Annotated in this window: 21 protein-coding genes; 16 read left to right on the top strand and 5 right to left on the bottom strand. The window is 71.6% G+C overall.

The features are described 5' to 3' along the window. Window positions 1-585: 585 nt before the first annotated feature. Together ileS and ACFYPM_RS29285 are read left to right on the top strand one after the other, a co-directional pair. On the top strand, window positions 586-3,732 hold the full coding sequence (ileS, locus tag ACFYPM_RS29290; protein WP_387203638.1) for an isoleucine--tRNA ligase: 3,147 nt from the start codon (window positions 586-588) through the stop codon (window positions 3,730-3,732). A 104-nt stretch (window positions 3,733-3,836) separates the two neighbouring features. Further along, entirely contained in the window at window positions 3,837-4,526 is a 690-nt protein-coding gene (locus ACFYPM_RS29285) for a lysophospholipid acyltransferase family protein (protein WP_387203634.1), read from the top strand. Window positions 4,527-4,650: 124 nt separating this feature from the next. Here ACFYPM_RS29285 and ACFYPM_RS29280 read toward each other — a convergent pair whose 3' ends face one another. Then, complete coding sequence (locus ACFYPM_RS29280) at window positions 4,651-5,637, bottom strand: hypothetical protein (RefSeq protein ID WP_387203631.1); 987 nt, start codon at window positions 5,635-5,637, stop codon at window positions 4,651-4,653. A 396-nt stretch (window positions 5,638-6,033) separates the two neighbouring features. On the opposite strand from ACFYPM_RS29280, the gene ACFYPM_RS29275 reads away from it, so the two are divergent. The 9 genes from ACFYPM_RS29275 to ACFYPM_RS29235 all read left to right on the top strand — a co-directional run bounded on the left by ACFYPM_RS29275 (window position 6,034) and on the right by ACFYPM_RS29235 (window position 17,507). Beyond that, entirely contained in the window at window positions 6,034-8,082 is a 2,049-nt protein-coding gene (locus tag ACFYPM_RS29275; protein WP_387203628.1) for a TIGR03960 family B12-binding radical SAM protein, read from the top strand. A 179-nt stretch (window positions 8,083-8,261) separates the two neighbouring features. Beyond that, window positions 8,262-9,911 (top strand): type VII secretion-associated serine protease mycosin, encoded by a 1,650-nt coding sequence (gene mycP, locus ACFYPM_RS29270; protein ID WP_387203625.1) that lies wholly within the window; start codon window positions 8,262-8,264, stop codon window positions 9,909-9,911. A 159-nt stretch (window positions 9,912-10,070) separates the two neighbouring features. Continuing rightward, on the top strand, window positions 10,071-10,883 hold the full coding sequence (locus ACFYPM_RS29265) for a TIGR03936 family radical SAM-associated protein (RefSeq protein WP_357244175.1): 813 nt from the start codon (window positions 10,071-10,073) through the stop codon (window positions 10,881-10,883). Between the two features lie 131 nt (window positions 10,884-11,014). Next, window positions 11,015-14,071, top strand: coding sequence for an Rne/Rng family ribonuclease (locus ACFYPM_RS29260; RefSeq protein WP_387203623.1), 3,057 nt, complete (start codon window positions 11,015-11,017; stop codon window positions 14,069-14,071). A gap of 116 nt (window positions 14,072-14,187) precedes the next feature. Continuing rightward, complete coding sequence (locus ACFYPM_RS29255) at window positions 14,188-14,679, top strand: hypothetical protein (RefSeq protein WP_387203620.1); 492 nt, start codon at window positions 14,188-14,190, stop codon at window positions 14,677-14,679. A gap of 166 nt (window positions 14,680-14,845) precedes the next feature. Continuing rightward, on the top strand, window positions 14,846-15,160 hold the full coding sequence (rplU, locus tag ACFYPM_RS29250) for a 50S ribosomal protein L21 (protein ID WP_007464063.1): 315 nt from the start codon (window positions 14,846-14,848) through the stop codon (window positions 15,158-15,160). Window positions 15,161-15,171: 11 nt separating this feature from the next. Then, the gene (rpmA, locus tag ACFYPM_RS29245; RefSeq protein ID WP_074313740.1) at window positions 15,172-15,426 is read left to right on the top strand and encodes a 50S ribosomal protein L27; all 255 of its coding nucleotides are present in this window, start codon (window positions 15,172-15,174) and stop codon (window positions 15,424-15,426) included. Between the two features lie 97 nt (window positions 15,427-15,523). Continuing rightward, window positions 15,524-16,987 carry a GTPase ObgE gene (obgE, locus tag ACFYPM_RS29240; RefSeq protein WP_387203616.1) on the top strand — a complete coding sequence of 488 codons (1,464 nt, stop codon included), beginning with the start codon at window positions 15,524-15,526 and terminating at the stop codon, window positions 16,985-16,987. 70 nt (window positions 16,988-17,057) lie between these two features. Further along, a complete protein-coding gene (locus ACFYPM_RS29235) occupies window positions 17,058-17,507 on the top strand; it encodes a GNAT family N-acetyltransferase (RefSeq protein ID WP_387203613.1) in 450 nt (149 codons plus the stop codon). 52 nt (window positions 17,508-17,559) lie between these two features. Here the strand turns inward: ACFYPM_RS29235 and ACFYPM_RS29230 are convergent, their stop codons facing one another. Continuing rightward, window positions 17,560-18,051, bottom strand: a complete 492-nt coding sequence (locus ACFYPM_RS29230) for a DUF4383 domain-containing protein (protein WP_387203610.1) — start codon at window positions 18,049-18,051, stop codon at window positions 17,560-17,562. A 230-nt stretch (window positions 18,052-18,281) separates the two neighbouring features. On the opposite strand from ACFYPM_RS29230, the gene ACFYPM_RS29225 reads away from it, so the two are divergent. The 3 genes from ACFYPM_RS29225 to ACFYPM_RS29215 are packed head-to-tail and all read left to right on the top strand — an operon-like array spanning window position 18,282 to window position 20,345. Beyond that, on the top strand, window positions 18,282-19,199 hold the full coding sequence (locus ACFYPM_RS29225; RefSeq protein ID WP_387203607.1) for a hypothetical protein: 918 nt from the start codon (window positions 18,282-18,284) through the stop codon (window positions 19,197-19,199). A gap of 31 nt (window positions 19,200-19,230) precedes the next feature. Next, on the top strand, window positions 19,231-19,698 hold the full coding sequence (locus ACFYPM_RS29220; protein ID WP_387203604.1) for a phage holin family protein: 468 nt from the start codon (window positions 19,231-19,233) through the stop codon (window positions 19,696-19,698). Further along, window positions 19,695-20,345, top strand: a complete 651-nt coding sequence (locus tag ACFYPM_RS29215; RefSeq protein WP_387203601.1) for a DUF3618 domain-containing protein — start codon at window positions 19,695-19,697, stop codon at window positions 20,343-20,345. The genes ACFYPM_RS29220 and ACFYPM_RS29215 overlap by 4 nt, the downstream gene beginning before the upstream one ends. 166 nt (window positions 20,346-20,511) lie before the next feature. Here the strand turns inward: ACFYPM_RS29215 and ACFYPM_RS29210 are convergent, their stop codons facing one another. Next, window positions 20,512-21,591, bottom strand: a complete 1,080-nt coding sequence (locus ACFYPM_RS29210) for a glycosyltransferase (RefSeq protein WP_387203598.1) — start codon at window positions 21,589-21,591, stop codon at window positions 20,512-20,514. Window positions 21,592-21,797: 206 nt separating this feature from the next. Beyond that, window positions 21,798-23,045: a cytochrome P450 gene (locus ACFYPM_RS29205; RefSeq protein ID WP_387203595.1), complete on the bottom strand. Its 1,248-nt coding sequence runs from the start codon at window positions 23,043-23,045 to the stop codon at window positions 21,798-21,800. 160 nt (window positions 23,046-23,205) lie between these two features. Here ACFYPM_RS29205 and ACFYPM_RS29200 point away from each other — a divergent pair, with 160 nt between their 5' ends. Beyond that, the gene (locus ACFYPM_RS29200; protein WP_387203592.1) at window positions 23,206-23,607 is read left to right on the top strand and encodes a hypothetical protein; all 402 of its coding nucleotides are present in this window, start codon (window positions 23,206-23,208) and stop codon (window positions 23,605-23,607) included. Between the two features lie 57 nt (window positions 23,608-23,664). Here ACFYPM_RS29200 and ACFYPM_RS29195 read toward each other — a convergent pair whose 3' ends face one another. Beyond that, window positions 23,665-23,883 carry a DUF397 domain-containing protein gene (locus ACFYPM_RS29195; protein ID WP_030491749.1) on the bottom strand — a complete coding sequence of 73 codons (219 nt, stop codon included), beginning with the start codon at window positions 23,881-23,883 and terminating at the stop codon, window positions 23,665-23,667. 69 nt (window positions 23,884-23,952) lie between these two features. Here ACFYPM_RS29195 and pepN point away from each other — a divergent pair, with 69 nt between their 5' ends. Then, window positions 23,953-26,469 (top strand): aminopeptidase N, encoded by a 2,517-nt coding sequence (gene pepN, locus ACFYPM_RS29190; RefSeq protein WP_387203589.1) that lies wholly within the window; start codon window positions 23,953-23,955, stop codon window positions 26,467-26,469. The last annotated feature ends 10 nt before the right edge of the window (window positions 26,470-26,479 follow it).

Genomic DNA, 26,479 nt, shown 5'->3' with positions numbered 1-26,479 from the left:
ACACCGACACGACGGATGGGAGAGGGCGCACCGTGACAGCCAAACCTGTGACCCCGGTCATGCCACCCACACAACCCCACCCACCCCACCCCCACCCACCCCAACCCCACCCACCCCAACCCCACCCACCCCAACCTCACCCACCCCAACCCCACCCACCCCACCCACCCCAACCCTCAGCCCGTTGATCATGGGGATGTCGTCACGACACGTCGGGGCGGCCAGCAGTAGCCTCATGATCAACGGGGTCGGGTCGGGGCAGGGTCCGGGCGGGGTCGGGCGGAGCGGGACGGGGGTGGGGTGGATTGGTCGGCGGTGCGGCGGTTGGCGGGTCTTGTATCGTTGGCTTCGTATGGCGATGACCCGGCTATCACCGGTGAGCCTCCGGAAGAACGGCCGGGTCACCGGCCCAGTAGAACCGGACGGATGCGGCCCGTCACAGCCGGTCAATGAGCGGGCGGTCGATCGTGACCGCCAAGCGGGGTGGTACCGCGGATCACCCGGGAGCGCCGTCGAGGCGTACCCCTGGGACGGTTCGTCCTCGCAGACCCACGTTGAGTGAGCTGCATGAGGAGAGCGACCCCGATGGCCTATCCGTTGCACGACCCGACCGCCGCCGGTGTCCCGGCGAGCCCGGACCTGCCCGCGGTCGAGCGCCGGGTGCTGGAGCACTGGACGGCCGACAAGACCTTCGAGGCCAGCATCGAGGCCCGCCCCGCCGGCACGGACGGCAAGAACGAGTACGTCTTCTACGACGGCCCGCCGTTCGCCAACGGTCTGCCGCACTACGGCCACCTGTTCACCGGGTACGTCAAGGACGTGGTGCCGCGCTACCAGACCATGCGCGGACGGCACGTGGAGCGGCGCTTCGGCTGGGACTGCCACGGCCTGCCCGCCGAGGTGGTCGCCGAGAAGCAGCTCGGCATCACCAGCAAGGCGGAGATCATTGACCTGGGCGTGGCCCGGTTCAACGAGGCCTGCCGCACCTCCGTGCTGGAGTTCACCCAGGACTGGGAGCGGTACATCAACCGGCAGGCCCGCTGGGTCGACTTCACGAACGACTACAAGACCCTCGACCTGGACTACATGGAAAGCGTCATGTGGGCCTTCAAGACCCTGCACGACAAGGGTCTGATCTACGAGGGCTTCCGGGTGCTGGCGTACTGCTGGCGCTGCGAGACGCCGCTGTCGAACACCGAGACCCGGATGGACGACGTCTACCGGGACCGGCACGACCCGACGTTGACGGTGTGGTTCGGGCTGACCGCTGACGAGTCCGCGCCGGAGCTGGTGCGCGGGCCGGTCAAGCTGGGCGTCTGGACCACCACGCCGTGGACCCTGCCGTCGAACCTGGCGCTCGCCGTCGGCCCGGACATCGAGTACGCGGTGCTGGAACGCGACGGGGAGCGGTACGTGGTCGGCGCGGCGCGGCTGGCCGCGTACGCCAAGGAACTGGACGGCTTCGAGCAGGTCGGCACGGTGTACGGCCGGGACCTGGCCGGACGCCGCTACACGCCGCTGTTCGACTTCCTCGTCGAGCAGGCCGGCGACAACGCGTACCAGGTGCTCGGCGCGGAGTTCGTCACCACCGAGGACGGCACCGGGATCGTGCACCTCGCACCCGCCTTCGGTGAGGACGACCAGAACGTCTGCAACGCCGCCGGCATCCCCACCATCGTCACCGTGGATGACCACACCCGGTTCACCGCGCTGGTCCCGCCGTACCAGGGTGAGCAGGTCTTCGACGTCAACAAGCCGGTGATCCGGGAGCTGAAGGACCGGGGGGTGGTGCTCCGGCAGGACACCTACACCCACTCGTACCCGCACTGCTGGCGTTGCGACACCCCGCTGGTCTACAAGGCGGTGTCCTCCTGGTTCGTGGCGGTGACGCAGTTCCGGGACCGGATGGTCGAGCTGAACCAGGAGATCAACTGGACGCCCGGGCACATCAAGGACGGCTCGTTCGGCAAGTGGCTGGCGAACGCCCGGGACTGGTCGATCAGCCGGAACCGGTTCTGGGGATCGCCGATCCCGGCGTGGAAGTCCGACGACCCGAACTACCCGCGCCTGGACGTTTACGGCTCGCTGGCCGACATCGAGCGCGACTTCGGCGTACGCCTGACCGACCTGCACCGACCGGCGGTGGACGACCTGGTCCGCCCCAACCCGGACGACCCTACGGGTGCGTCGATGATGCGTCGGGTGCCGGAGGTGCTGGACTGCTGGTTCGAGTCCGGGTCGATGCCGTTCGCCCAGGTGCACTACCCGTTCGAGAACGCGGACTGGTTCGAGCACCACTACCCGGGTGACTTCATCGTCGAGTACATCGGGCAGACCCGCGGCTGGTTCTACACCATGCACGTGCTGGCCACCGCGCTGTTCGACCGGCCGGCGTTCCGCAACTGCCTGAGCCACGGCATCCTGCTCGGCTCGGACGGGCGCAAGATGTCCAAGAGCCTGCGCAACTACCCCGACGTCTACCACGTCTTCGACGCGTACGGCTCGGACGCGATGCGGTGGATGCTGATGTCCTCGCCGGTGCTGCGCGGCGGCGACATGGCGGTCACCGAGGCGGGCATCCGCGACGCCGTCCGGCAGGTGCTGCTGCCGCTGTGGAACGTCTGGTACTTCTTCACGCTCTACGCCAACGCCGACGGGCACCAGGCGCGTCGGCGCACCGACTCGACACACCTACTCGACAGGTACGTGCTGGCGAAGACGAACGAGCTGGTCGCCACGGTCGGCGCACAGATGGACGCGTACGACATCTCCGGCGCCTGCGCCACCGTCCGGTCCTACCTGGACGCGCTGACCAACTGGTACGTGCGTCGCTCCCGGGACCGGTTCTGGTCCGGCGACGTCAACGCCTTCGACACGCTCTGGACGGTGCTGGAGACGCTCTGCCGGGTGGTCGCGCCGCTCGCGCCGTTGACCGCGGAGGAGATCTGGCGTGGCCTGACCGGGGAGCGGTCGGTGCACCTGACCGACTGGCCGGAGGCGACCGAGTTCCCGGCCGACCACGACCTGGTCGCCGCGATGGACGCCACCCGGGCGGTCGCCTCGGCGGCGCTGTCGCTGCGCAAGGCCAAGGGTCTGCGGGTGCGGCTGCCGCTGTCCAAGTTGACCGTGGCCTCGCCGGCGGCGGAGCAGTTGCGTCCGTTCGCCGACCTGGTCACCGACGAGGTCAACGTGAAGGCCGTCGAGTTCAGCGCGGAGCTGTCCGCGTACTGCGAGCAGGTGTTGACGGTGGTGCCCCGGGCGCTCGGTCCGCGGGTCGGCAAGCAGGTGCAGCAGGTGATCAAGGCGGTCAAGGCGGGCGACTGGGAGCTGGTCGACGGCGCCCCGGTGGCCGCCGGCGTCACCCTCGCCGAGGGCGAGTACGAGCTGCGACTGGTCGCCGCCGATGCGGAGAACTCCGCGCCGCTGCCCGGCGGTGAGGGTGTGGTGGTGCTGGACACCGAGGTCACCCCGGAGTTGGCGGCCGAGGGGCTGGCCCGCGACGTGGTGCGGGTGGTGCAGCAGGCTCGCCGGGACGCCGACCTCGATGTGTCGGACCGGATCGTGGTGTCGGTGTCGGCCTCCGAGCAGGTGCGCGCGGCGGTGGCCGGGTACCTCGACTTCGTGTCCGGGGAGGTGCTGGCCGACTCGGTGGACTTCGCCGAGGGCATCGACGGCTTCGCCGGTGAGGTCGGCGAGGGCGACCGGGTGACGGTCTCCGTCCGCCGGGTCTAGCGACGATCGTCAGGTAGCGGGCGTCGCGCCACCTCCGTCCGAGAGGTGTGCGGGCGTCCGCTACCGTGACACCGCCTGTTCGCACCTGATCTGCCGGAGGACCAGTGCCCCTGCTCTACACCATCGGCAAGCTCGCCGTGGGGCCCACGCTGCGGTTGGCGTTCCGCCCGACCGTCGAGGGGCTGGAAAACGTGCCGAAGAGCGGCGGGGCGATCTTCGCCGGCAACCACCTGTCCGTGGCCGACGAGCTGTTCCTCGGCACGGTCGTGCCCCGGCACCTGGCGTTCTGGGCGAAGTCGGAGTATTTCAAGGGCGCCGGTGTGAAGGGCGCGATCTCCAAGTTCGTCCTCACCGGCCTGGGTGCCATTCCGGTGGAGCGGGGCGGCGGTCGAGCCGCGCTGTCCGCGTTCGACGCGGCGATCCCGGTGCTCAAGAACGGTGACCTGGTGGTGGTCTACCCGGAGGGCACCCGCTCGCCGGACGGCCGGCTCTACCGGGGGCGGACCGGCACGGTTCGGCTGGCGACCTCGACCGGCGTGCCGATCATCCCGGTCGGCATGATCGGCACGGACAAGGCGCAGCCGATCGGTGCCCGGGTGCCCCGGCCCGGCGCCGCCGAGATCATCATTCGGTTCGGCAAGCCGATCGACCTGACCGGGCGGCCGACCGACCGCACCTCGTTGCGGCAGATGACCGACGAGATGATGAGCGAGATCCAGAAGCTCACCGGCCAGGAGTACGTCCCCCGCTACGCCCCGCCGCGCGCCCACCCGGACGCGACCCGCACGGCCTGATCCCCACCCTGGCCTACCCCCACCACCCTTGTTGATCAAGAAGTTTGCGTCATTCGTGGGGCTGGATCTGACGCAAACTTCTTGATCAACGGTGGGTGGGTGGGTGGGGGTGGGTGGGGGTGGGTCAGGCCTTGGGTTGGATGGTCTGGGTTCGCAGGGTGTTCAACAGGGCGGCACTGTCGGCGACGGACAGCCGGGTGAACACTCCGGTGGCGATGCTGCCGTGATCGACAGAGGTGCAGACCACCACGTCACCGCCGTCGGACCGGCCGACCGCGCATCGCTCGTGCCGGCCCCGCACACCGGTGTCCACAATCTCGGGTGCGTCCAGCGCGTACCGCTCGGTGAGCCGGCTGATCTCGGCCTCCGCGTCCGACTCCGGACTCCACCGGAAACCCGTTCCGCCGAAGACCGTCACCTGCTTGCCACCCGAGGTGGAGTAGACACCGGCGAAGGTGGCCTCGGCCAGCAGGTGCTCGCCGCGTACCTCGTTCTCCAACCGTCGGGCGGCCTCCGTGCTGCGGCCGTCCTGCCGCAGCTTCAGATCGTCGACCTGGGCGGGCAGCGCGGCCTGCACCGGGTACTGGGCTGAGATCGGAAACCCGTAGTAGGCGGGGCAGCCGCAACAGCAGGCCAGGGTGAGCAGCAGCAACCAGGGCCAGCGGCGACGACGGCGAACCGGCACCGGGACGTACCCCTTGGGAGCCTGCCAGCCCGGCGGCGCCGCGGGTGGCGCGGCCGGGCGCCGGCCCCGGCGCTGCTTGGGCACCGCGGGTGGCGGCGTCGGCGGCGGCGTCGGCCGGGTCGGCATCCTGGCTCCGGTCGCCTGTGGTGGCCTCGGGGCGGCCGCCGGAGACACCGGGTGCGACCCGACCGGGGGAGCGGGCGGACCGGACCACTGGCGGGTCGCCGGCGGCGTCGGGTGCGGCATCGTCGGCGGCAGCGGCGGCAGCGGCGGCAGTTCGGCGGAGGGCAGGTCCCAGCCACCGGTGTCCACGCCGGCCCACGGGTCGACGGGCGTCTGGTGCTCCGGCGGCCCTACGGGCAGGGGCGGCGGGGTCGGCTCGGCCGACTCGCCCCAGACCGGTCGGCGCGGCAGCGGGGGCGGCACCGGAGCCGACCCGCTCCACCTGGGCGGGGGAACCTCCGCGGTGGTGGCGGGCTCGGATCGCGCCGGAGGGTCCGGTTGGTCCGACGGTTCCGGTTGGTCCGACGGTTTCGGTTGGTCCGACGATTTCGGTTGGTCCGACGGTTCCGTTTGGTCCGACGGTTCCGGTTGGTCCGATGGTTCCGGTTGGTCTGACGGTTTCGGCTGGTCCGACGGTACGGGTGGGGAGGCCGGCTGATCGGCGGCCGCCGGAACCCGGTCCGGCTCCGCGCCCGGGGTGCTCCCGTCGGCCGGCCGTGCTCCCGGCTGGGGCTCGGGCATGGCGGCAATCTCCTCTCGCGCCGGTCCGAGGTTAGTACCGCGTCGCCACCGCCGGGTGGGCGCGTACCCTTGGGCATCATGAGTGCCCCGTCCACGACGCCGCGCGCGGCCGCGACCAACTCTCGCGACGACTCCAGCTCGGCGGCTCCGACGCCGAGCCGTGACCTGGAGCCGTCCGTCTGGTCCCAGCTTGAGCCGCTGCTGCCCCAGGTTTCCAAGCCCATCCAGTACGTCGGGGGCGAGTTGGGTGCGGTGACCAAGGACTGGGCCGCGGCGACCGTGCGCTGGGCGTTGATGTATCCCGACGCGTACGAGGTGGGCCTGCCCAACCAGGGCGTGCAGATCCTCTACGAGGTGCTCAACGAGCTGCCCGACACCCTCGCCGAACGGACGTACGCGGTCTGGCCGGACCTGGAGACGCTGATGCGCACGCACGGCGTGCCGCAGTTCACCGTCGACGCGCACCGGTCGGTGCGTAACTTCGACGTGTTCGGCATCTCCTTCTCCACCGAGCTGGGCTACACGAACATGCTCACCGCGATCGACCTGGCCGGCATCCCGATGCTGGCCGCCGACCGCACCGACGCCGACCCGGTGATCGTGGCCGGTGGGCACGCGGCGTTCAACCCGGAGCCCATCGCCGACTTCATCGACGCCGCGGTGCTCGGCGACGGCGAGGAGGCGGTGCTGGAGATCACCGCGATCGTGCGGGAGTGGAAGGCCGAGGGTTCCCCCGGGGGCCGCGACGAGCTGCTGCTGCGGCTGGCGCGCACCGAGAGCGTCTACGTGCCGCGCTTCTACGACGTCGACTACCTCCCGGACGGGCGGATCCAGCGGGTCGTGCCGAACCGCGCGGACGTGCCGTTCCGGGTGCACAAGCGCACGACGATGGACCTGGACGCCTGGCCGTACCCGAAGAAGCCCCTCGTGCCGCTGGCCGAGACGGTGCACGAGCGGTACGCGGTGGAGATCTTCCGGGGTTGCACCCGGGGATGCCGGTTCTGCCAGGCCGGCATGATCACCCGGCCGGTGCGGGAGCGGTCCATCACCACGGTCGGGCAGATGGTCCGCGAGGGCCTGGAGTTCTCCGGCTTCAACGAGGTGGGCCTGCTGTCGCTCTCCTCGGCCGACCACTCCGAGATCGGTGACATGTGCTCGGGCCTCGCCGAGCAGTACGCGGGCACGAACGTCTCGCTGTCGCTGCCGTCGACCCGGGTGGACGCCTTCAACATCGACCTCGCGCAGGAGTTGTCCCGCAACGGGCGGCGGACCGGCCTGACCTTCGCCCCGGAGGGCGGGTCGGAGCGGATCCGCAAGGTCATCAACAAGATGGTGACGAAGGAAGACCTGATCCGCACCGTCGTCACCGCGTACACCAACGGCTGGCGGCAGGTGAAGCTCTACTTCATGTGTGGCCTCCCCACCGAGACCGACGAGGACGTCCTCGAGATCGCGGAGATGGCCCACGAGGTGATCCGGGCCGGTCGGGCCGCCACCGGTTCCAAGGACATCCGCTGCACGGTCTCCATCGGTGGGTTCGTGCCCAAGCCGCACACCCCGTTCCAGTGGGCCTCGATGGAGCGTCCGGAGGTCATCGACCACCGGCTCAAGATCCTCAAGCAGGCCATCAACTCGGACCGCTCGCTGGGCCGCGCCATCGGCTACCGGTACCACGACGGTGAGCCGTCGCTGATCGAGGGACTGCTGTCCCGGGGTGACCGCCGGGTCGGCTCGGTGATCCGCAAGGTCTGGGAGAACGGCGGCCGGTTCGACGGGTGGAGCGAGCACTTCTCCTACCAGCGCTGGGTGGACGCGGCGGCCGAGACGCTGCCCGCGTTCGGAATCGACCTCGACTGGTACACCACCCGGCAGCGCGAGGAGTTGGAGGTCCTGCCCTGGGACCACCTCGACTCGGGCCTGGACAAGGACTGGCTCTGGCAGGACTGGCAGGACTCGGTGAGCGAGTTCGAACAGGACGACTGCCGGTGGACGCCCTGCTTCGACTGCGGCGTCTGCCCATCGATGGACACCGAGATCCAGATCGGCCCGACCGGCAAGAAGCTGCTGCCACTCACGCCGCTGGGCGGCAACGGAATGAAGGTCCCGGCCGCCGACCACCCGGCCTGACCGCCCGCCGCCGGGGCAGCACCCGGCGGCGGTGACCGCTAGCCTCCACAGTCGACACCACACCCGCCGGGCCTCGTGCTCGGCGGGTGACTGGCGCTGACGGGGGATAGCGCGATGTCCGGTTTCTCCATGAACGCTGGCACGTTCCGGGCATCCTGCGGTGAGGACAAAGGATGAGGATGAACGTCGGAGCGATCCGGCCGGCCGCCGCCTGCCTGCTGGCGGGGTTCCTGGTGGTCGGTGCGGCCCAGCCGGCGGCCGCCGCGCCTCGGCGGGCCGAGCAGTGGTATCTGGACGAGCTCCGGATCGACCAGGCGCACAAGATCTCGACTGGGCGGGGCGTGATCGTGGCCGTGCTGGACAGCGGTGTCGAGGCCAGCCACCCGGACCTGCGGGGTCAGGTCCTTGCCGGTGGTCGCAGCTACGGCGTCTCCGGAGACGGTCGGGCCGACGAGGACGGCCACGGCACGCACATGGCCGGCATCATCGCGGCGAAGAGCGGTGGTCGCGACGGCGTGGACGGCATCGCCCCCGGCGCGAAGATCCTGCCGATCAAGATGCGCAAGGGCAGCGGGACCTACCCGGACGCGGCGATCACACTCGCCATCCGGATGGCCGTCGACGGTGGCGCCAAGGTGATCAACTTGTCCGTCGGTGGGCCGGGCGTCGTCGGCCCGGAGCAGGAGAGCGCGATCAGGTACGCGCTGGACCACGACGTCATCGTGGTCGCCTCCGCTGGCAACACGGCCAAGGGCGATGTCGCCGTCGCGCAACCGGCCAACACCCCCGGTGTGATCGCGGTGACCGGGACGACCAAGGGCGGCAGGTTCTGGTCCGGCTCTGTCCAGGGGCCGGAGGCGGTGGTCGCCGCTCCGGGCGATGGCATCTACAACGTCAGCACCGAGGGGGGCTACGGCTGGGGCGACGGGACCTCCGATTCCACGGCGATCGTCTCCGGTCTGGCCGCGCTGATCCGGGCGAAATATCCGAATCTCAACGCTCCGAACGTGATCAACCGGATCATCCGGACCGCACGGGACTCCGGCCCGGCCGGGCGAGATCCGCAGTTCGGCTTCGGGCTGATCGACCCGCTGAAGGCGCTGACCGCGAACGTACCGCCGGTCACCACCAACCCGCTGCTCGGCCCGGAGGCGACCGCCAGCCCGGGCCCGATCATCACCGAGGCCGCAAAGGAGTTCGATCTCTCCCAACACGGCGATCGCGGTGGTCCCACCGACCAGCAGGTCATGGTCGTGGTCATCGGTATCGCCGTGGCGCTGGTGCTGCTGCTGGCGCTTGTGGTGTTCCTCATCTGGAACCGTCGGCGCTACCGGCGGGAGGCGGTCCGGGCCGCCGCCGACATCCCGGACGAGGTGCTGGACCAGATGATCTCCGGCGGCTACCCGCCCCCGCCTCCCGGCTACGGCCCGCCCCCCGGCTACGCCCAGCCGCCGGGCTACGGCCCGCCTCCCGGCTACGGCCCGCCTCCCGGCTACGCCCAGCCGCCGGGCTACGGCCCGCCTCCCGGCTACGCCCAGCCGCCGGGCTACGGCCCGCCTCCCGGGTATGCCGCGTCGCCCGGCTACCCTCCGCCTCCCGGTTACAGCCGGCCTCCCGGGCATGCCCAGCCTCCCGGTTACGCCCAGCCTCCCGGTTACGGCCAACCCCCGGGGTATGCCCCTTCGCCCGGCTACCCTCCGCCTCCCGGTCACGGCCCGCCTGCCGGGTATGCCCCGCCTCCCGGCCACCTTCCGCCTCCCGGCCACCTTCCGCCTCCCGGGTACGGCCCGCCGAGCGGGGCTCCGCCCAGTGGGCCGCAACAGCGGTAACCGGTTCTGATCGCGATGGCCGGCTGGTGGCTTCCGGGGCGCCAGCCGGCCCGCAGGCTTCGCGGACGGGGCGGTCGCGACCCACATGACCGGTTCATGCCGGCCTGTCCGGGCGATCCGGCCGCCCCGGCTGCGTACCGTCGGTGGCGCTGGGCCAGGATGGTCGGACACGCAGGTACACCCGAGGAGCCCACGATCGCCAAGAAGCCTCAACCCGAGGGCGGCCAGGCACCGGTCGTCCAGCGCGTCCGCATCCGGTACGCCAAGCGCGGGCCACTGCGGTTCACCTCGCACCGGGACTTCGCCCGGGCGTTCGAGCGTGCGCTGCGCCGGGCCGCCGTGCCGGTCGCCTTCTCCCAGGGTTTCCACCCGCACCCGAAGATCTCCTATGCCAGCGCCGCGCCCACCGGGGTGGCGAGCGAGGCGGAGTACCTGGAGATCGCCCTTCAGGCCGAGGTCGACCCGGAGGCGCTGCGCGCCGCGTTGGACGCAGCGCTCTCGCCGGGGTTGGACGTCCTGGACGCCGTGATCGCCGAGGGGGGCAACCTCCCGGACCGGATCGAGGCGTCGCACTGGCACATCGAGTTGCCCGAGGTCGAGACCGAGGTGCTCCGCGCCGCGGTGGACGCCTTCCTCGCTGCGGACGAGGTGCTGGTGGAGCGGATGACCAAGCAGGGTCGACGCACTTTCGACGCCCGCGCCGCGGTGATATCCATCGATGTCCTCGCACCAACGCCGACGCCTTCCGGGGCGCCGGCCGTACCGTGTGCGATACTCGAACTGGTCGTACGGCAGGTCACCCCGTCCGTACGGCCCGATGACGTCCTTTCCGGCCTCCGCGTGGTGGCCGACCTGGAGCCGCCGGTCTCACCGAGGGTGACCCGGCTGGCTCAGGGCACGTTGACCGCGCAGGGTGCGATCGTGGATCCGTTGGATGCGGATCGCGACGGGGCAACCATCGTTGGGCACTGACCGACGGTTGGTGTTCTGGCAGGCAGACTTCGGCGGTCGCGCACCACGCGCGCCCGGCGGAAACACTTTTGCGGCGACCCTGCGTGGCAGCGCTCACCCGCGCCCGGGGTAGCCAGAACTGGAGAACGTCCATGCTCGAGAACGAGCCCGAGGGCGGCGAACGGACCGGTTCACAGCCGGCCGGGGCGACCGCCGACCAGAGCACCACGGCCGACGGCGCTGCCGTCGCGACCCCCACCACGGCCGTCGGTTCGGCTTCGGTGGAGCCGGACGGCGCGCAGAGCGCCGAGCCCGCCGCGCCGGTACGACGCGCCCGGGCGACCCGGCGTCGCGCCGCCCCGCTGAGCCAGCCGGAGCAGACCGACGCTCCGGCCGAGGCGTCCACCAGCGAGGCGGCCAGTACCGAGTCGCCGCAGGCGGAGGTCTTCGCCCCGATCTCCGGCGACCAGGACGTCGCGCCCAAGACCCCCCGGCGCCGCCGTAAGGCCACCCCGGTCGAGACGACCGCCGAGGAGCCGCTCGTCGCGTCCTCCGCGGAGGTGGCCCCGGCCGACGTGGTTCCGCCGGTCAAGGTGACCCGTACCCGGCGCAAGAAGGCCACCCCGGCTGCCGTCGAGGAGCCGCCCGCGGTCGAGGAGCCGGTCGTCGAGGAGCCGCCCGTCGAGGAGCCGGTCGCCGCCGAGGAACCGGTGGCCTCCGACCTTCGCGAGGCCGAGGCCGAGCTGAACGACATCCCCACGGCGGCCCCCGCCGAGTCGCCCTGGACCAGCGCCGGCGAGGTGTCACCGGGTGTCGCCGTCTCCGGTGTGACAGCGGAGCCGCTTGAGCCGGCCGAGGTCGAGCCGGAGCAGCCGCGTACCCGTCGTCGGCGGGCCGCGCTCTCCGCGCCCACCGTGCTGTTCATGGCTCCCCAGCCGGACGCCGTGCCGGTGACCCGGCCGGTCGAGCCCGCTCCCGTCGTCGAGGAGCCGGCGGTGGAGGAGGCCGCGGAGCCGTCCCGCCGCCGTCGGCGTGGTCGCCGCGAGGTCGAGCCGGTGGAGCCGGTCGAGGCGATCGAGGCCGAGGAGGAGCCGACCGACGAGGCCGACGAGGCCGCCGAGGCGGATGAGGACGACGAGGACAGCGCCGCCGCGCGCCGCCGCCGCCGGCGTGGTCGCCGGGGCCGGGGCCGGGGCAAGGGCGGGGCCGACGACGCCGAGGACGACGAGTCCGAGGAGGCGGCGCAGGCCGACGAGGAAGAGACCGCCGAGGTCGGGGCCGAGGGCGACGAGGACGAGGACAGCGAGGGCGGGGACGGCCTGACCCGGCGTCGCCGGCGTCGTCGTCGCCGGGGCGCGGGCGACACGGAGGGTGCCGCCGACGACGGCGTACCGACCGTGGTGAAGATCCGCGAGCCGCGCCGGACCGTCGACGAGGTGCAGGGCGTGTCCGGTTCGACCCGGCTGGAGGCCAAGCGCCAGCGCCGCCGGGACGGCCGGGAGCAGCGGCGTACGCGGCCGCCGATTCTCAGCGAGTCGGAGTTCCTGGCACGCCGGGAGGCGGTCGACCGGGTGATGGCGGTCCGCCAGCGCGGTGACCGGACCCAGATCGCCGTGCTGGAGGACGGGGTGCTCGTGGAGCACTACGTCACCCGCAACTCCTCCGGCACGATGGCCGGCAACGTGTACCTGGGCAAGGTGCAGAACGTGCTGCCGAGCATGGAGGCGGCGTTCGTCGACGTCGGCCGGGGTCGCAACGCGGTGCTGTACGCCGGCGAGGTCAACTGGGACACCTCCGGTCTGGAAGGGCGGGCCCGCTCGATCGAGCAGGCGCTGCGCTCCGGCGACTCGGTGCTGGTCCAGGTCACCAAGGACCCGATCGGGCACAAGGGCGCGCGGCTGACCAGCCACATCGCGCTCTCCGGCCGGCACCTGGTGTACGTGCCCAACGGCAACGCGTCCGGGATCAGCCGCAAGCTGCCGGACAACGAGCGCAAGCGGCTGCGCGACGTGCTCAAGAAGCTGGTCCCGGACGGCGCGGGCGTGATCGTCCGCACTGCCGCCGAGGGCGCCAGCGAGGACGAGTTGGCCCGCGACGTCAAGCGGCTCCAGGCCCAGTGGGAGGACATCCAGGCCAAGGCCGCCGAGGGTGGCGCTCCGGCGCTGCTCTACGGGGAGCCGGACCTGGTTATCCGGGTGGTGCGGGACCTGTTCAACGAGGACTTCCGCGAGTTGGTCATTGAGGGCGAGCAGTCGTACGACATCGTCGATTCGTACCTGTCGCACGTCTCTCCGGACCTGGTGGACCGGGTGCGTCGGCACGTCGGCACGAGCGACGTCTTCGCCGAGTACCGGATCGACGAGCAGATCATCAAGGGCCTGGACCGCAAGGTCTTCCTGCCCTCCGGCGGTTCGCTGGTGATCGACCGCACCGAGGCGATGACGGTGGTGGACGTCAACACCGGTAAGTACACCGGTTCCGGGGGCAACCTGGAGGAGACCGTCACCCGCAACAACCTGGAGGCGGCGGAGGAGATCGTCCGCCAGCTCCGGCTGCGGGACATCGGCGGCATCGTGGTGATCGACTTCATCGACATGGTGCTGGAGTCGAACCGTGAGCTGGTGCTGCGCCGACTCACCGAGTGCCTGGGTCGGGACCGCACCAAGCACCAGGTCACCGAGATCACCTCACTCGGTCTGGTGCAGATGACCCGTAAGCGGATCGGCGCGGGCCTGCTGGAGGCGTTCAGCGAGACCTGTGAGTGCTGCAAGGGTCGGGGCGTCATCATGCACACCGAGCCGGTGCCGGAGAAGGCGCGCGTTGCCGGTGCGGGGGAGAAGGTCAAGGCGGTCGCCTCCTCGGTGGCTGCCGCCCCGGCCGTGGAGCAGGGCACCGCGTCGTCCCGTCGCCGGGCGCGCAAGAACGCACCTGCCGAGCGGGCCGTGGTCGAGGTCGTCGACACCGAGACCAGCGCCGAGCCGGACGTCGACTACCAGGACACCATGGGCTACGACCTGTCCCGCTACGAGTCGGAGACGGCCGCCGCGCCGGCGATCTCCGACGCTCAGCAGGGGGAGTCGGCTCGGTTGGCCGCGGCGGACGACCCGGACGCGCTCGCCGACGGTGAGGGCGACGAGGACAGCACCGAGGGTGGTGCCGGCCGCCGCCGTTCACGCCGGGGTGGCGCACGCCGGCGGACGCGCCCCTGACCGCCTGACCGGCCAAGTGTTTGGCGAGGTCCCTTCTCCGGCAAAGTGACGGGGGAGGGACCTCGCCGTTGTGCCACTCCGGCCCAGGATCGACAGTCCCTGGTCAGGAGAAGAGGATGCGTCGTCTGCTCGCCCTCATCGCGCTTGTCACTGTGCTCTTCGACGTGTCCGGCTGTGCCGCCGACCGGCCGGGGGGCGTGGGGTCCGGTTCGGCCGGCGTGACCACCGGTGGCACGGCCTCCGGGCCGAGCGGCATTCCGGCCAGTGGTGCCGCGGCGGGCGGCGCCACGCAGGTCTGTGTCGCCGCCCAGCAGGCCAGCACCACCGCCGTCCAGACGTATGTGGCTGAGCTGGGCCAGATGGTCGCGGCGGTGGGCGCCGGGGACAGCGGCACGGCCGAGGCTGCCCGCGTACGGGCCGAGGGGGCGTTGGCCGGCTGGCGGAGTGAGCTGCGGAAACAGGCCGGGCGGGCCACAGATCCGCAGCTCAAGACCCTGCTCACCGATCTCGGCAGCGAGGTCGCGGCGCTCGGCGCCGACGTCGAGTCCATCGACGAGACCGAACTCGACAGGCTCCAGCAGCGCCTCGACGAGCTCTGCGCGCGCTGACCGGGGCAGGCCGGTTTGGGGTCCGGGCCGGCAATGGCGTACTCTTGCCTGCGGCCCACCTTTGGTGTGCCGAGTTCCCGTGTGCCCGCGCCGCCGTGCACTGCTACCCGGCGAGCCGCCGCGGGGACGACCGCCAGCAGCCTCAACGACAGGGAGTCCGCCTCCGATGTACGCGATCGTCAAGACCGGCGGCAAGCAGTACAAGGTCGCCGAGGGCGACGTGATCGAGGTCGAGAAGCTCACCGGTGCCCCCGGTGACGCGGTGAAGCTCACCGCGGTGCTCCTCGTCGACGGTGACGACCTGGTGACCGACGCGGCGAAGCTTGCCGAGGTCGCGGTGTCCGGCGAAATCGCCGCGCACACCAAGGGCCCGAAGATCCGGATTCACAAGTTCAAGAACAAGACCGGCTACCACAAGCGCCAGGGTCACCGCCAGCCGTTGACCCAGGTCAAGGTGACCGGCATCTCCAGCGGGAAGTAGGTCGTCCTCCAATGGCTCACAAAAAGGGTGCGTCCAGCTCGCGTAACGGTCGCGATTCCGCGGCCCAGCGACTCGGCGTGAAGCGCTTCGGTGGTCAGGTTGTCAGCGCCGGTGAGATCCTCATCCGGCAGCGTGGCACCAAGTTCCACCCCGGTGACCTGGTCGGCCGTGGCGGCGACGACACGCTGTTCGCGCTGTCGGCCGGTGCGGTCCTGTTCGGCACCAAGCGCGGTCGTAAGACCGTCAGCATCGTTCCGCAGCAGTAGTTCTCTTCGCTCAAGCGGGCCGCGGACCTCCGGGTCCCGGCCCGCTTAGCCTTTTTCACGAAGTGCGGGGTCGGACCTCGCTGGAAGGATTGACGCCGTGGCAACGTTCGTTGACCGGGTCGTTCTGCACCTGCAGGCCGGCGATGGCGGGCACGGCTGTGCCTCGATCCACCGCGAGAAGTTCAAGCCCTTCGGTGGGCCGGACGGCGGTAACGGCGGACACGGCGGCAGCGTGTCCCTGGTCGTCGACCCGCAGGTCACCACCCTGCTCGACTTTCACTTCCACCCGCACGTCAAGGCCGACAACGGCAAGGGCGGCGCCGGGTCGAACCGGGACGGCGCCAACGGCCGCACCCTGCTGCTGAAGGTGCCAAACGGCACGGTGGTGCAGGCCACCGACGGCACCGTGCTGGCCGACATGGTCGGCGCCGGCACCACCTTCGAGGTGGCTCGGGGCGGCCGCGGCGGGCGGGGCAACGCGTCGCTCGCCAACGCCAAGCGCAAGGCGCCGGGCTTCGCCGAGCTGGGGGAGCCCGGTGACCAGTTGGACGTCGTGCTGGAGCTCAAGAGCGTCGCTGACGTGGGCCTGGTGGGCTTCCCGTCGGCCGGCAAGTCGTCGCTGATCTCGGTGATCTCCGCCGCGAAGCCGAAGATCGCCGACTACCCGTTCACCACCCTCGTGCCCAACCTCGGCGTGGTCCGGATGGACAACCACACCTTCACCGTCGCCGACGTGCCCGGTCTGATCCCCGGCGCGGCCAGCGGCAAGGGGCTGGGCCTGGAGTTCCTGCGGCACATCGAGCGCTGCGCCGTGCTGGTGCACGTCATCGACTCGGCGACCCTGGAGCCCGGTCGTGACCCGGTCGCCGACATCGACGCCATCGAGGCCGAGCTGAGCCAGTACGGTGGGCTGAGCGACCGCCCACGGATGGTCGCCGTGAACAAGGTCGACGTGCCGGACGGTCGGGACCTCGCCGAGATCGTGCGCCCCGACCTGGAGGCGCGCGGCTACCGGGTGTTCGAGGTCTCCGCGGCCACCCGGGAGGGGCTCAAGGAGCTCACCTACGCGATGGCCGATCTGGTCGAGGCGCAGCGTAAGGCCGCGCCGCCCGCCGAGCCGACCCGGATCGTGATCCGGCCGATCGCGGTGGACGACGACGGCTTCACCATCACCGCCGAAGCGGACGGCTCGTTCACCGTTCGCGGTGTCCGGCCGGAGCGCTGGGTCAAGCAGACCAACTTCGACAACGACGAGGCGGTCGGCTACCTCGCTGACCGGCTCGCCCGGCTCGGGGTGGAGGACAAGCTGGCCAAGGCCGGCGCGGCGCCGGGTGATCTGGTCCGGATCGGCGAGCGCGAGTTCGACTGGAAGCCGACGCTCTACGCCGGCGTGGACTTCGTACCCGGCAACCGGGGCACCGACGTCCGGCTGGAGGAGAAGTCGAACCGGCTCTCCGCGGCCGACCGGCTCGCCGCCCGCAAGGCCCGCCGGGTGCGATCGGACGAGGTGGGTGCGGACTCGTCCGACGATCTCGACGACGACGAGTACGACGACGAGTAGTCCGTTGCGCTCTGTGATCGGGTTGATTTCCGGAAACCTTCGCGAAATCCACCCGTCCTAGCGTGGGGTGATGCTGATCGAGTCTCGGCCCGTCATCGATCCGGAGATCGCCGCCCTGCTCATCGCGCAGCAGCGTGAGCTGCGTACAGCCGATGGTGGGTTGGATGGGCAGGTCTTCGTCCCCCACGACGACGTCCGCTACCTGGCGGCGGTGGTGCACGGTCGGGCGGTCGCCTGTGGCGGGCTCCAGTCGATCGATGCCGGCACCGGTGAGATCAAACGAATGTACGTCCGGCCCGCCTACCGGGGTCGGGGCATCGCCCGTCAACTGCTTGCCGCGCTGGAGGAGTGTGCGTTCCGGCAGGGGCAGTCGGTGGTCTGCCTGGAGACCGGCACCTACCTGCCGGCCGCGATCGCGCTCTACACCTCGTCCGGCTATGACCAGATCCCGGTCTACGGCGAGTACGTGGGCAACCCGTACAGCATCTGTTTCGCGAAGCGGCTGCCGGTCGCGGCCTGACGCCTACGCGCCCGGGCTGGCGCGCGACGAGCTCACCGCGCAAAGCTCCTGCTCAGTGCCGATCGGCCGGGTTGTCCAGGCGTCCGCCGGTGCCTGCCTGGTTCGACAGCAGCAGCCCGAGCGCGAGCATCCCGAAGCCGAGTGCGAGGTGCAGCCAGTTGTCGGCGTCGTTCACCGGCAGGATGTTCGCCCCGCTCTCCGGGTCGACGGCCTCGATGGCCAGGCCGTACAGCCAGAGCGCGAGATAGCTCGCACCGCCGGCGGCCAGGAACACCCGGGCGCCGGCGACGCTGCGCGCCAGCACCAGGCCCACCAGCCCGTAGAGCAGGTGCACCGCGTTGTGCAGGATCGACACCTGGAACAGCCCGAGCAGTCGCGCGTCCGAGTGGTGTCCGGCGAATCTCAGCTCGCCGTAGTCGGTGGTGACGCCGGGAACGAAGCCGAGAACGCCGATCAGCAGGAAGACCCCGGCCACGACCAGCGCGGCCACCTGGACCCGGGGTCGGGGAGCCGGCCGTCGGCCACCTCGCACGTCTCGTGCCATCGCTGCCCCCTTTCGTGGCTCTGCCGGCCCTCGCGAACCGCACTGTCCGCAGCGGCGACATGACGCAGCCCGACGATCCTCCATTTTGAAGACCAACCGGTGGGTCGCGCAGAGAAATGCACGAAGAGGTATGGAAGCCGAAACGCAGGGTAGGTGAATGGTCAGCGGCGGCGGCAACACGCCGTATCCCCCAGCACAACCGCGACGACTTTCTGAGCGGAAGGGAAATCATGTCTTACGATCTTTCACCCACGTCTTCCACGTACGGGCAGGAGTCGACGAACGGCGGTGGCGTTCGCGACCAGGTGCGCCAGGTCGGCTCCGAAGCCGCGCAGGCTGGCGGCGCGGTCGCGCAGACCGCGAAGGAACAGGGCACCGAGGTCGGCCGCGAGGCGGCCCGGCAGGCTCGCAACCTGTACGGCGAGACTCGCACCCAACTCGCCAGCCAGGCCGGTGAGCAGCAGCGTCGGGCCGCCGGTGGACTGCGCTCGCTTGCCGACGAGATGCGTTCGATGGCCGAGCAGGGTGGTCAGGCCGGCCCGGTGACCGAGCTGGCCCGCCAGGCCGCCGACCGGGTGCACGGCGTCGCCGGCTGGCTGGAGCAGCGCGAGCCCGGCGACCTGCTCACCGAGGTACGCGACTACGCCCGGCGCAATCCCGGCACCTTCCTGGTCGGCGCGGCCGTTCTCGGTGTGTTGGCCGGTCGGCTGACCCGAAGCGTCTCCGCCGCCGGCCACGACTCCGGCAACGGATCCTCGACCTACCGGGGTGCGGGGGCGTACGACCCGGAGCAGACCGCCGTCATCCCGACGCCGCCGCCGGCGCCCCGCGCGGTGCCGGACGCCGTCCCGCCGGGCGGCTACCTCGACCCGACCCCCGGCACGCGCACCGAGCCGACCTCCGGCGGCTATGCGGACCCGACGCCCGGCGGCTATGCGGACCCTACGCCCGGCGGCTATGCGGACCCTACGCCCGGCGGCTATGCGGACCCTACGCCCGGCGGCTATGCGGACCCGACGCCCGGCGGCTATGCCGACCCGAGCCGGGACGGCTCCCCGGATTACTCCGGCACCGGCCAGCCGCTGCCGCCGGTACAGCAGACCGACCCGCTGCCGGGCGTTCCGTCCAGCGGCACCCCCCGTCCGTGAGCCAACGAGTCATCCAGAGGGAGGCGACGGCATGACCACGCCGACGCAGGGGTCCGGCCTGGGCTCCGGATACCAACCCGACGCGGGTGCCCCGCACACCGCTGCGGAGGTGAAGGGCAGCTCGCTGGGTGACCTGATGCGTCAGGTCACCACCGACCTGTCGACGCTGATGCGTCAGGAGGTCGAGCTGGCCAAGGCCGAGATCCGCCAGGAGGGCAAGAAGGCCGGCAAGGCCGCCGGGCTCTTCGGCGGGGCCGGCTTCGGCGGCTACATGGTGGCGCTCTTCGTGTCCATCGCCGTGTGGCAGCTCCTGGACAACGTCATGGACTCCGGCCTGGCCGCACTGATCGTGGCCGTCGTCTGGGCCGCGATCGGTGCCGTCCTCTACTCCATGGCGAAGAAGAACGCCCAACACGTCCGCGGGCTCAAGCAGACGAACGACAGCGTGCAGCGGATCCCCGACGCGCTCAAGCCGCACCCGGAGGGAGTCACCCAATGAGCACCGATCCCGATCAGATCCGCCGGGAGATCGAAGCCACCCGTAACAGCCTCAGCTCCGATGTGGACGCGCTGGCGTACAAGGTCAGCCCCAGCCGCATCGTCGACGACCGCAAGCAGCAGGCCCGATCCGCTCTGCAGAATGTGAGGGACAAGGTCATGGGAACCGCGTCTGACCTCGGCCACGGCACCGGCCAGGCGGCTCACTCGGTGGGCGACCGCGCCTCGTCGGCGGCGTCCAGCGTCAGCGACGCCGCGCACTCGGCGGCGACCACTGTCAGCGACGCCGCGCACAGCGCGCCGCGGGTGATCCGGCAGAAGTCCCAGGGCAACCCTCTCGCCGCCGGTTTGATCGCGTTCGGCGTCGGCTGGCTGGCCTCCTCGCTGATCCCGGCCTCCCGCCGCGAGCAGCAGGCCGCGACCCAGCTGAAGGAGCGGGTCGGGGAGCACACCGGTGCGGTGAAGGACAAGCTGGGGGAGGTGGCCAGCGAGCTCAAGGAGGAGCTGCGCGAGCCCGCCCAGCAGGCCGCCCAGTCGGTGAGGTCCACCGCCCAGGACGCCGTGCACGCGGTCAAGGACGACAGCAGGTCGGCCGCGCACGACGTCAAGGACCAGGCCCAGCAGGCCCGGCACCAGGTCAGCCCCTGACCCCAGCCCGATCCCGACAGCTCGCGGCCACCTCGGTGACCGCGAGCTGTCGCGTCCCACCCCACCCACCCCACCCCACCCCACCCCACCCCACCCCACCCCACCCCACCCCACCCCACCCCACCCGCCCCGCCGATCTTGCAGTTTCGGTCGGGTGTTTGTCGTATTAAGGTCCGTATTGTCGCGACCGAAAGTGCAAGATCGCGCGGGTCAACGGGCGGTGCGGGGCGGGATTGGCGGCTCGGCGGATCTGGGCGTCGCCGTAGCGGACGCCGCCGAGCAGGACCCGCTGGGCTACCGCCAGCCAACCGCACACCCCGCGCTCCACCAGCCAGAGCGGGGCCGCCAGGGCCGTGGTCGGCGGAAACACCCGGTCCCCGCCGGCGCGCCGGCGGCCCGCCTCGGCCAGCGCGACCGCCCCGGCCGCCGCGCCGAGCAGCAGCCGGGGCCGGCGCGCCGCGACGGCCGCCGCCAGCCCCGGCAGGACCGCGAGCGCGGTCAGCAGGCGAGCCGGCTGGGCCAGATCGTCGTACGCCTGACGGATCCGCTGACCACGGAAGTGCGCGGCATCCGGCGGCAGTCGGCGGACGTACAACCAGGCCGGCTTGGCCTCGACACCGCCGTGCCCGCGCACGGTGCGGATCAGCTCCAGGTTCTCGAAGAGCACGTCCGGGTCGTACCCACCCATGGCGAGGAAGGTGCTGCGCCGCACCGCGAGGGTGCCCGGGTAGTCATCCCCGAGCGCTCGGTTGAGCAGTGTCCGGCCGGTGTCCCACCAGGCGTGCCAGGGCAGCGGGTCGAAGTAGTTCTGCGGTCGTACCAGGTCGACCCGGTCCAGCAGCCGGTGCACGGCGGTCAGAGCGGCCTCGTCGTAGCGGACGTCGTCGTCGGCGATCACCACGTGCTCGTGGCCCGCCGCGCGCACGCCGGTGCGTACGCCGAGCACCTTGCCGTTGAGCCCGGGGGCGCTGGCGTCGGGCGGAAGGTGCCGGACCAGCCCTCGCCAGGCGTCGGCGTGCCGCGCGAACAGGTCCGGTGCGGAGCCGTCGACCACGATCACGTTGACCCGGTCGGCCAGCCACCGCAGGTAGCGGGTCAACTCGGTCAGGCCGGTGTCGGCGTGCCAGCGCAGCGGCAGCACGTACGTCATCGGCAGTCGGACCGACGACGTGCTGGCGCGGTCGTGTTCGAACCCCCTCCGGCGCGCGCCGCGCCGGGCGTCACCAGGTGGGCTGGACAACGACATCGGCGTGCCTCCTTGCGCGGGACAACTGTGAACCGGCGGCTGAGCAGCACCTGCCCGCATTCCCGCCGGTCAAACAGAAGTGTTGTTCCGACTGCCGCCGCCGGGCAGTGCTGCCGCACGAGCCGTCCATCCCCGGAGGTCCGGGTGGAGGAGGCGAGCGGGCCAGCAACGGCACGAGATGGCGGTGCTCGGTGTCACCGCGGAGGTCAGTCGGTGCGGCGGATGTTGTTCAGGGTCAGGCCGAGGGGCGGCAGCGCCGGCATCCGGTGCAGGTCCAGGGCCAGGCCCTGGACGGGTACGTCGTAGCGCATGGCGCCGGTCAGGTTGGCGACCGCCCGTTTCATCAGGTCGATGGTGATCCACTCGCCCGCGCACCGGTGCCCGGCCCAGTGGTCACCGCCGCCCTGTGGGATCAGCTCGAACGGGTCCACGCGTCGTCCGGCGAACCGTTCCGGGCGGAACAACTCCGGTTGCGGCCAGAGGGCGGGGTGGTGGTTGGTGCCGTACAGGTCGAGCAACACCCGCCGGCCCCGGGGAAAGTGGTGGCCCCGCCAGTCGAAGGAGTGCTTGACCCGGGCCGCCGCGATCGGGAAGAACGGGTAGTAGCGGCGTACCTCCTGGACGAAGTTCCCGGTGGCCTGGTCGTCGTCGCGGACCCGGTCCCGCCAGCTCGGATGGTCGTGCAGGGCGAGCGCCGCGAACGCGATGTACTGGTCCACGGCGACCACCGGCCGCAGCACGTTGAGCAACTCCACCGCCGCGATCCGCCGGGGGAGGAGTTGGCCCCGCCGGTCCCGGTGCTCGGCGATGACGGCCAGGGCGCTCCCGGACGGCGCTGGGAAGAGACCGACCCGGGTGCGTTCGATGAGGCCGGCGAGCCAGCGTTCGGCGCGGTGCCGGGCGAGTCGTCCCCGCCAGTGCCGGCGGCCGACCACCGCCGGCCCTTCGATCATCGCGTGCAGGTCGACGGCGCGTCGCTCGACCTGCGACGTGGGCAGCGGCACCCCGGCCCAGGCGCAGACCACCCTGGTCAGCAGGCGGCCCAGCTCGTCGTAGAGCGGCAGCCGCCCGGCGGCCTCCCAGGCGGGAATCCGGGCCCGCCACTCGTCGTCGAAGAGTTGGCCGAGGTGCCGGATGGCGGTCGGCGTCATGATCGACATGAACATGGCCTTGCGGTCGGCGTGCTCCGGGCCGTCCAGCCCCTGCACGCCCCGCCGCCCGGTGAGGGTCCGCTGCACCCGCAGGGGCATGGCGGTCGCCCGTTGGAAGCGTTCGTTGTCGTAGAACACCATCGCCGCCGGCCGGCCGCGCAGGCAGATGGTCGGGGCGAGCAGGATCCGGGTCTGGAAGACGTCGCTGCCGTACCGCTCGCAGCGTTCGCCGATGAACCGGTAGCCGGCGCGGAGCAGGGCGAGGGTGCTGTCCGGGCTGCGGTCAGCCGGCATGGTCGCCATCGGGTCTCCTCACGGGCGGGTGCGGCCGGCCACCGCCGGGCCGGATGCGGGTACCCCCGTCGCCGCCGCTGAATCCCCGCGCCGACGGCACGCCGGCTGGCCCCTCCCAGGAGCGTTGGAATTTGGTTTGCTGCTGGTGGGGCAACCACGGGGAGGGCGGATGCGCGACAACACATCGCCGCACTGGCGGCAGCGGCGGACGGTCCGGGCACTGGGCGGCGGCCGGGACGGGCGGCCTCTGATCGGGCCGCCTCGACGGCCCGATCGGCCGCACCGATTCTTCACCGTGCACCTGGGCTTCACCGCGCCCACCGTGGTCGAGGCCCGCGAGTTGGCGGTGGCGTACGCGGAGGCGTTGACCCTGCTCCGCCCGGAGGTGGCGCTCGGCGCGGCGGCCCTGTCGCCGGCCGACGCCTGGCAGCGGGCCGAGCGGCTGTTCTGCGGTGCGGTCGGCCCGGACGGCGAACGATGCGTCGACGTGGCCGGTCATCCGGGCTTCCACCACGCCCCGGGGCCCGGCGGTCTCGGCTGGGGCGACGGCGACGGCCCCGTCCGTGGCTGACCGCCAACCCGGCTCACCCGTCCCGGGTTGGCGGCCACCGCACACCTGTCGGCGCGATCAGTCCAGGTCGAACTCACCGTCCTGCGCGCCGGCCACGAACGCGTCCCACTCGGCCTGGGTGAAGACCAGCACCGGCCCCTCGGGCTCGGCCGAGTTGCGCATTCCGATCAGGTCGTCGACGAAGGCGACCTCGACGGCGCTGTCGGAGGTGTCCCCCTCGGCCCGCTGCCAGACCGCCCGCGAGAGGTCGAAGTCGCCCTTGGGGTGCTGCGCCATTGTTCTTTCCTCCAGTGCCGAGGGTCGTGTGGTGACCGTGAGTCGATCCCCATCGGGCAGGATAAGCGGATGCCGAGCCTGACCCGTGTAGAGGCGACCGCGCGTGGCGCGGCGATTACTGTCGAGTCCTATCAGGTGGACCTCGACCTGACCGTCGGCGCGGAGTTGTTCCGCTCGCATGTCGAGATCCGGTTCCGGGCCACTCCCGGCACCGCGACCTTCGCCGAACTCAAGCCCGCCAGACTGCTCGCGGTACGCCTCAACGACCGCGACCTCGACGCCGACCTGCTGACCGACAACCGGCTGCCGCTCACCGACCTCGGCGCGGACAACACGCTCGTCGTCGAGGCGGAGATGGCGTACTCCAACGCGGGTGAGGGGATGCACCGCTTCGTCGACCCGGCCGACGGCGAGACCTACCTCTACGCGGTGAGCTTTCTCGACAACGTGCAGCGCATCTTCGCCGCGTTCGACCAGCCCGACCTCAAGGCTCCCGTCATCCTGTCGGTGACCGCGCCGCCGGAGTGGACGGTCTCCAGCAACGCCGAGGTGGCTGCCACGCCGGCCCCGGGTAGGTGGGAGTTCGCCCCCAGCGCGCCGCTGGCCACGTACTTCTTCTCGCTGATCGCCGGTCCCTACCACGTGCGGCGGGCCGAGCACGACGGCGTGCCGCTGGGCATCTACTGTCGCCGGTCGCTGGCCGAGCACCTGGACGCCGACGCCGATGAGATCTTCACCGTCACCCGGCAGTGCCTGGACCGGTTCCACCAGCTCTTCACCGAGCGCTACCCGTTCGGCAAGTACGACCAGGCGTTCGTGCCGGAGTTCAACGCCGGCGCCATGGAAAACCCGGGCATCGTCACCTTCCGCGACGACTACGTGTTCCGCTCGGCGGTCACCGACACCCAGCGGGAGGCGCGGGCCACCACGATCGCGCACGAGATGGCGCACATGTGGTTCGGCGACCTGGTCACCATGCGCTGGTGGGACGACCTGTGGTTGAACGAGTCCTTCGCGGAATACCTGGGCACCCGGGTCACCGCCGAGGCGACCCGTTTCGACCAGGCCTGGACGACCTTCGCCATGCGCCGCAAGGCCTGGGGATACGCGGCCGACCAGCGGCCCTCCACCCACCCGGTCGCCCCGCCGGAGGTGGCCGACGCCGACGAGGGCCTGCTCAACTTCGACGGCATCTCGTACGCCAAGGGTGCCAGCGTGCTGCGGCAACTGGTCGCGTGGCTCGGCGACGAGGCGTTCCTCGCCGGCCTGAACGCGCACTTCGCCGAGCACCGCTTCGGCAACGCCACGCTCGCCGACCTGCTGGTCAGCCTCTCCACCGCCAGCGGCCGGGACCTGTCCGCTTGGGCCGACGTGTGGTTGCGACAACCGCAGGTCAACACCCTGCGCGCCGAGGTCACCGTCGACGCCGACGGCCGCTACACCGACGTGGCCGTGGTGCAGACCGCGCCGGAGTCCCACCCGGTGCTGCGCCCGCACCGGATGGGCGTGGGCCGCTACGCGGCGGACGGCACGGTGCACCGCGACGACCTCGTCATCGACCCCGCGGCCGACGGTGGCCGGACCGTGCTGGCGGCGTTGGCCGGCACACCGGCGGCCCGGCTGTTGCTGCTCAACGACGGTGACCTCACCTACGCCAAGGTCCGCCTCGACCCGGCGTCGGCGGAGGCGGTCGCGCTGCTGCTGCCCCGCCTGGCCGACCCGCTCACCCGCGCGCTCCTCTGGGGCGAGGCACTGGACGCGGCGACCGACGGGGAGCGGCCCGTCATCGGCCTGGTCGACCTGATGGCCGCCGCGCTGCCCACCGAGACCGAAGTGATCATCGCGGAGGACGTGCTCACGCTCAGCAGGTCGTTGGTGGACCGCTACCTCGACCCACTGGCCCGGTCCACGGCGCTGGCCCGGATCGCCGGGGCGTGCCAGCGGCTGCTCGACAGCGCGCCGGCGGGAGAGTCCTTGCAGTTGGCCGCCGCGCGGGGGTGGATCGCCGCGACCACCGACGCGGACCTGCTCGTCGGCTGGCTCGCCGGCCGGGACGTGCCGGCCGGGCTGCGGGTTGACGCGGAACTGCGCTGGGCGGTGCTGCACCGGTTGGTGGTGCTGGGTGCCGCCAGCGAGGCGGAAATCGCCGTCGAGGTAGCCGCCGACAACAGTTCCACGGGCGCGGAACGGGCCGCCCGCTGCCGGGCCGCCCTGCCCGACCCGGTCGCGAAGAAGACGGCCTGGGACATCATCGTGCGGGACGCCGAGCTGTCCAATCGACTGCTGGAGGCGACCGCCGAGGGGTTCTGGCAGCCCGAGCAGGTCGAGCTGACCGCCGCGTACGTCGAGCGGTACTTCACCGACATGCCGGCGTCCGCGCGGCGACGTACTCCGTGGACGGCCGACCGGGTCGCGAAGCTGGCGTTTCCCCGCTACGCCGTGGCGCAGCCGACCCGGGAGGCGGCCGCGGCGCTGCTGGCCCGCGATGACCTGACTCCCGGCCTGCGTCGGGTGGTCACCGACTCCGACGACGACCTGCGCCGCGCGCTGGTCGCCCGCACGGCGGTGGCGGCCGCGGCGGCGTAGGGGCGGGCGC

This window comes from Micromonospora sp. NPDC005203 (assembly GCF_042872705.1).
In the GTDB taxonomy this organism is placed as follows: Bacteria; Actinomycetota; Actinomycetes; order Mycobacteriales; family Micromonosporaceae; genus Micromonospora.
This window is presented reverse-complemented; position numbering and strand designations above follow the sequence as displayed.

Coding starts and splice junctions, on each gene's coding strand:
- ileS (WP_387203638.1), top strand. CDS start 586: ATGGCCTATCCGTTGCACGACCCGACCGCCGCCGGTGTCCCGGCGAGC.
- ACFYPM_RS29275 (WP_387203628.1), top strand. CDS start 6,034: ATGAGTGCCCCGTCCACGACGCCGCGCGCGGCCGCGACCAACTCTCGC.
- mycP (WP_387203625.1), top strand. CDS start 8,262: ATGAACGTCGGAGCGATCCGGCCGGCCGCCGCCTGCCTGCTGGCGGGG.
- ACFYPM_RS29265 (WP_357244175.1), top strand. CDS start 10,071: ATGGTCGGACACGCAGGTACACCCGAGGAGCCCACGATCGCCAAGAAG.
- ACFYPM_RS29260 (WP_387203623.1), top strand. CDS start 11,015: ATGCTCGAGAACGAGCCCGAGGGCGGCGAACGGACCGGTTCACAGCCG.
- ACFYPM_RS29255 (WP_387203620.1), top strand. CDS start 14,188: ATGCGTCGTCTGCTCGCCCTCATCGCGCTTGTCACTGTGCTCTTCGAC.
- rplU (WP_007464063.1), top strand. CDS start 14,846: ATGTACGCGATCGTCAAGACCGGCGGCAAGCAGTACAAGGTCGCCGAG.
- rpmA (WP_074313740.1), top strand. CDS start 15,172: ATGGCTCACAAAAAGGGTGCGTCCAGCTCGCGTAACGGTCGCGATTCC.
- ACFYPM_RS29235 (WP_387203613.1), top strand. CDS start 17,058: ATGCTGATCGAGTCTCGGCCCGTCATCGATCCGGAGATCGCCGCCCTG.
- ACFYPM_RS29230 (WP_387203610.1), bottom strand. CDS start 18,051: ATGGCACGAGACGTGCGAGGTGGCCGACGGCCGGCTCCCCGACCCCGG.
- ACFYPM_RS29225 (WP_387203607.1), top strand. CDS start 18,282: ATGTCTTACGATCTTTCACCCACGTCTTCCACGTACGGGCAGGAGTCG.
- ACFYPM_RS29220 (WP_387203604.1), top strand. CDS start 19,231: ATGACCACGCCGACGCAGGGGTCCGGCCTGGGCTCCGGATACCAACCC.
- ACFYPM_RS29215 (WP_387203601.1), top strand. CDS start 19,695: ATGAGCACCGATCCCGATCAGATCCGCCGGGAGATCGAAGCCACCCGT.
- ACFYPM_RS29210 (WP_387203598.1), bottom strand. CDS start 21,591: ATGTCGTTGTCCAGCCCACCTGGTGACGCCCGGCGCGGCGCGCGCCGG.
- ACFYPM_RS29205 (WP_387203595.1), bottom strand. CDS start 23,045: ATGGCGACCATGCCGGCTGACCGCAGCCCGGACAGCACCCTCGCCCTG.
- ACFYPM_RS29200 (WP_387203592.1), top strand. CDS start 23,206: ATGCGCGACAACACATCGCCGCACTGGCGGCAGCGGCGGACGGTCCGG.
- ACFYPM_RS29195 (WP_030491749.1), bottom strand. CDS start 23,883: ATGGCGCAGCACCCCAAGGGCGACTTCGACCTCTCGCGGGCGGTCTGG.
- pepN (WP_387203589.1), top strand. CDS start 23,953: ATGCCGAGCCTGACCCGTGTAGAGGCGACCGCGCGTGGCGCGGCGATT.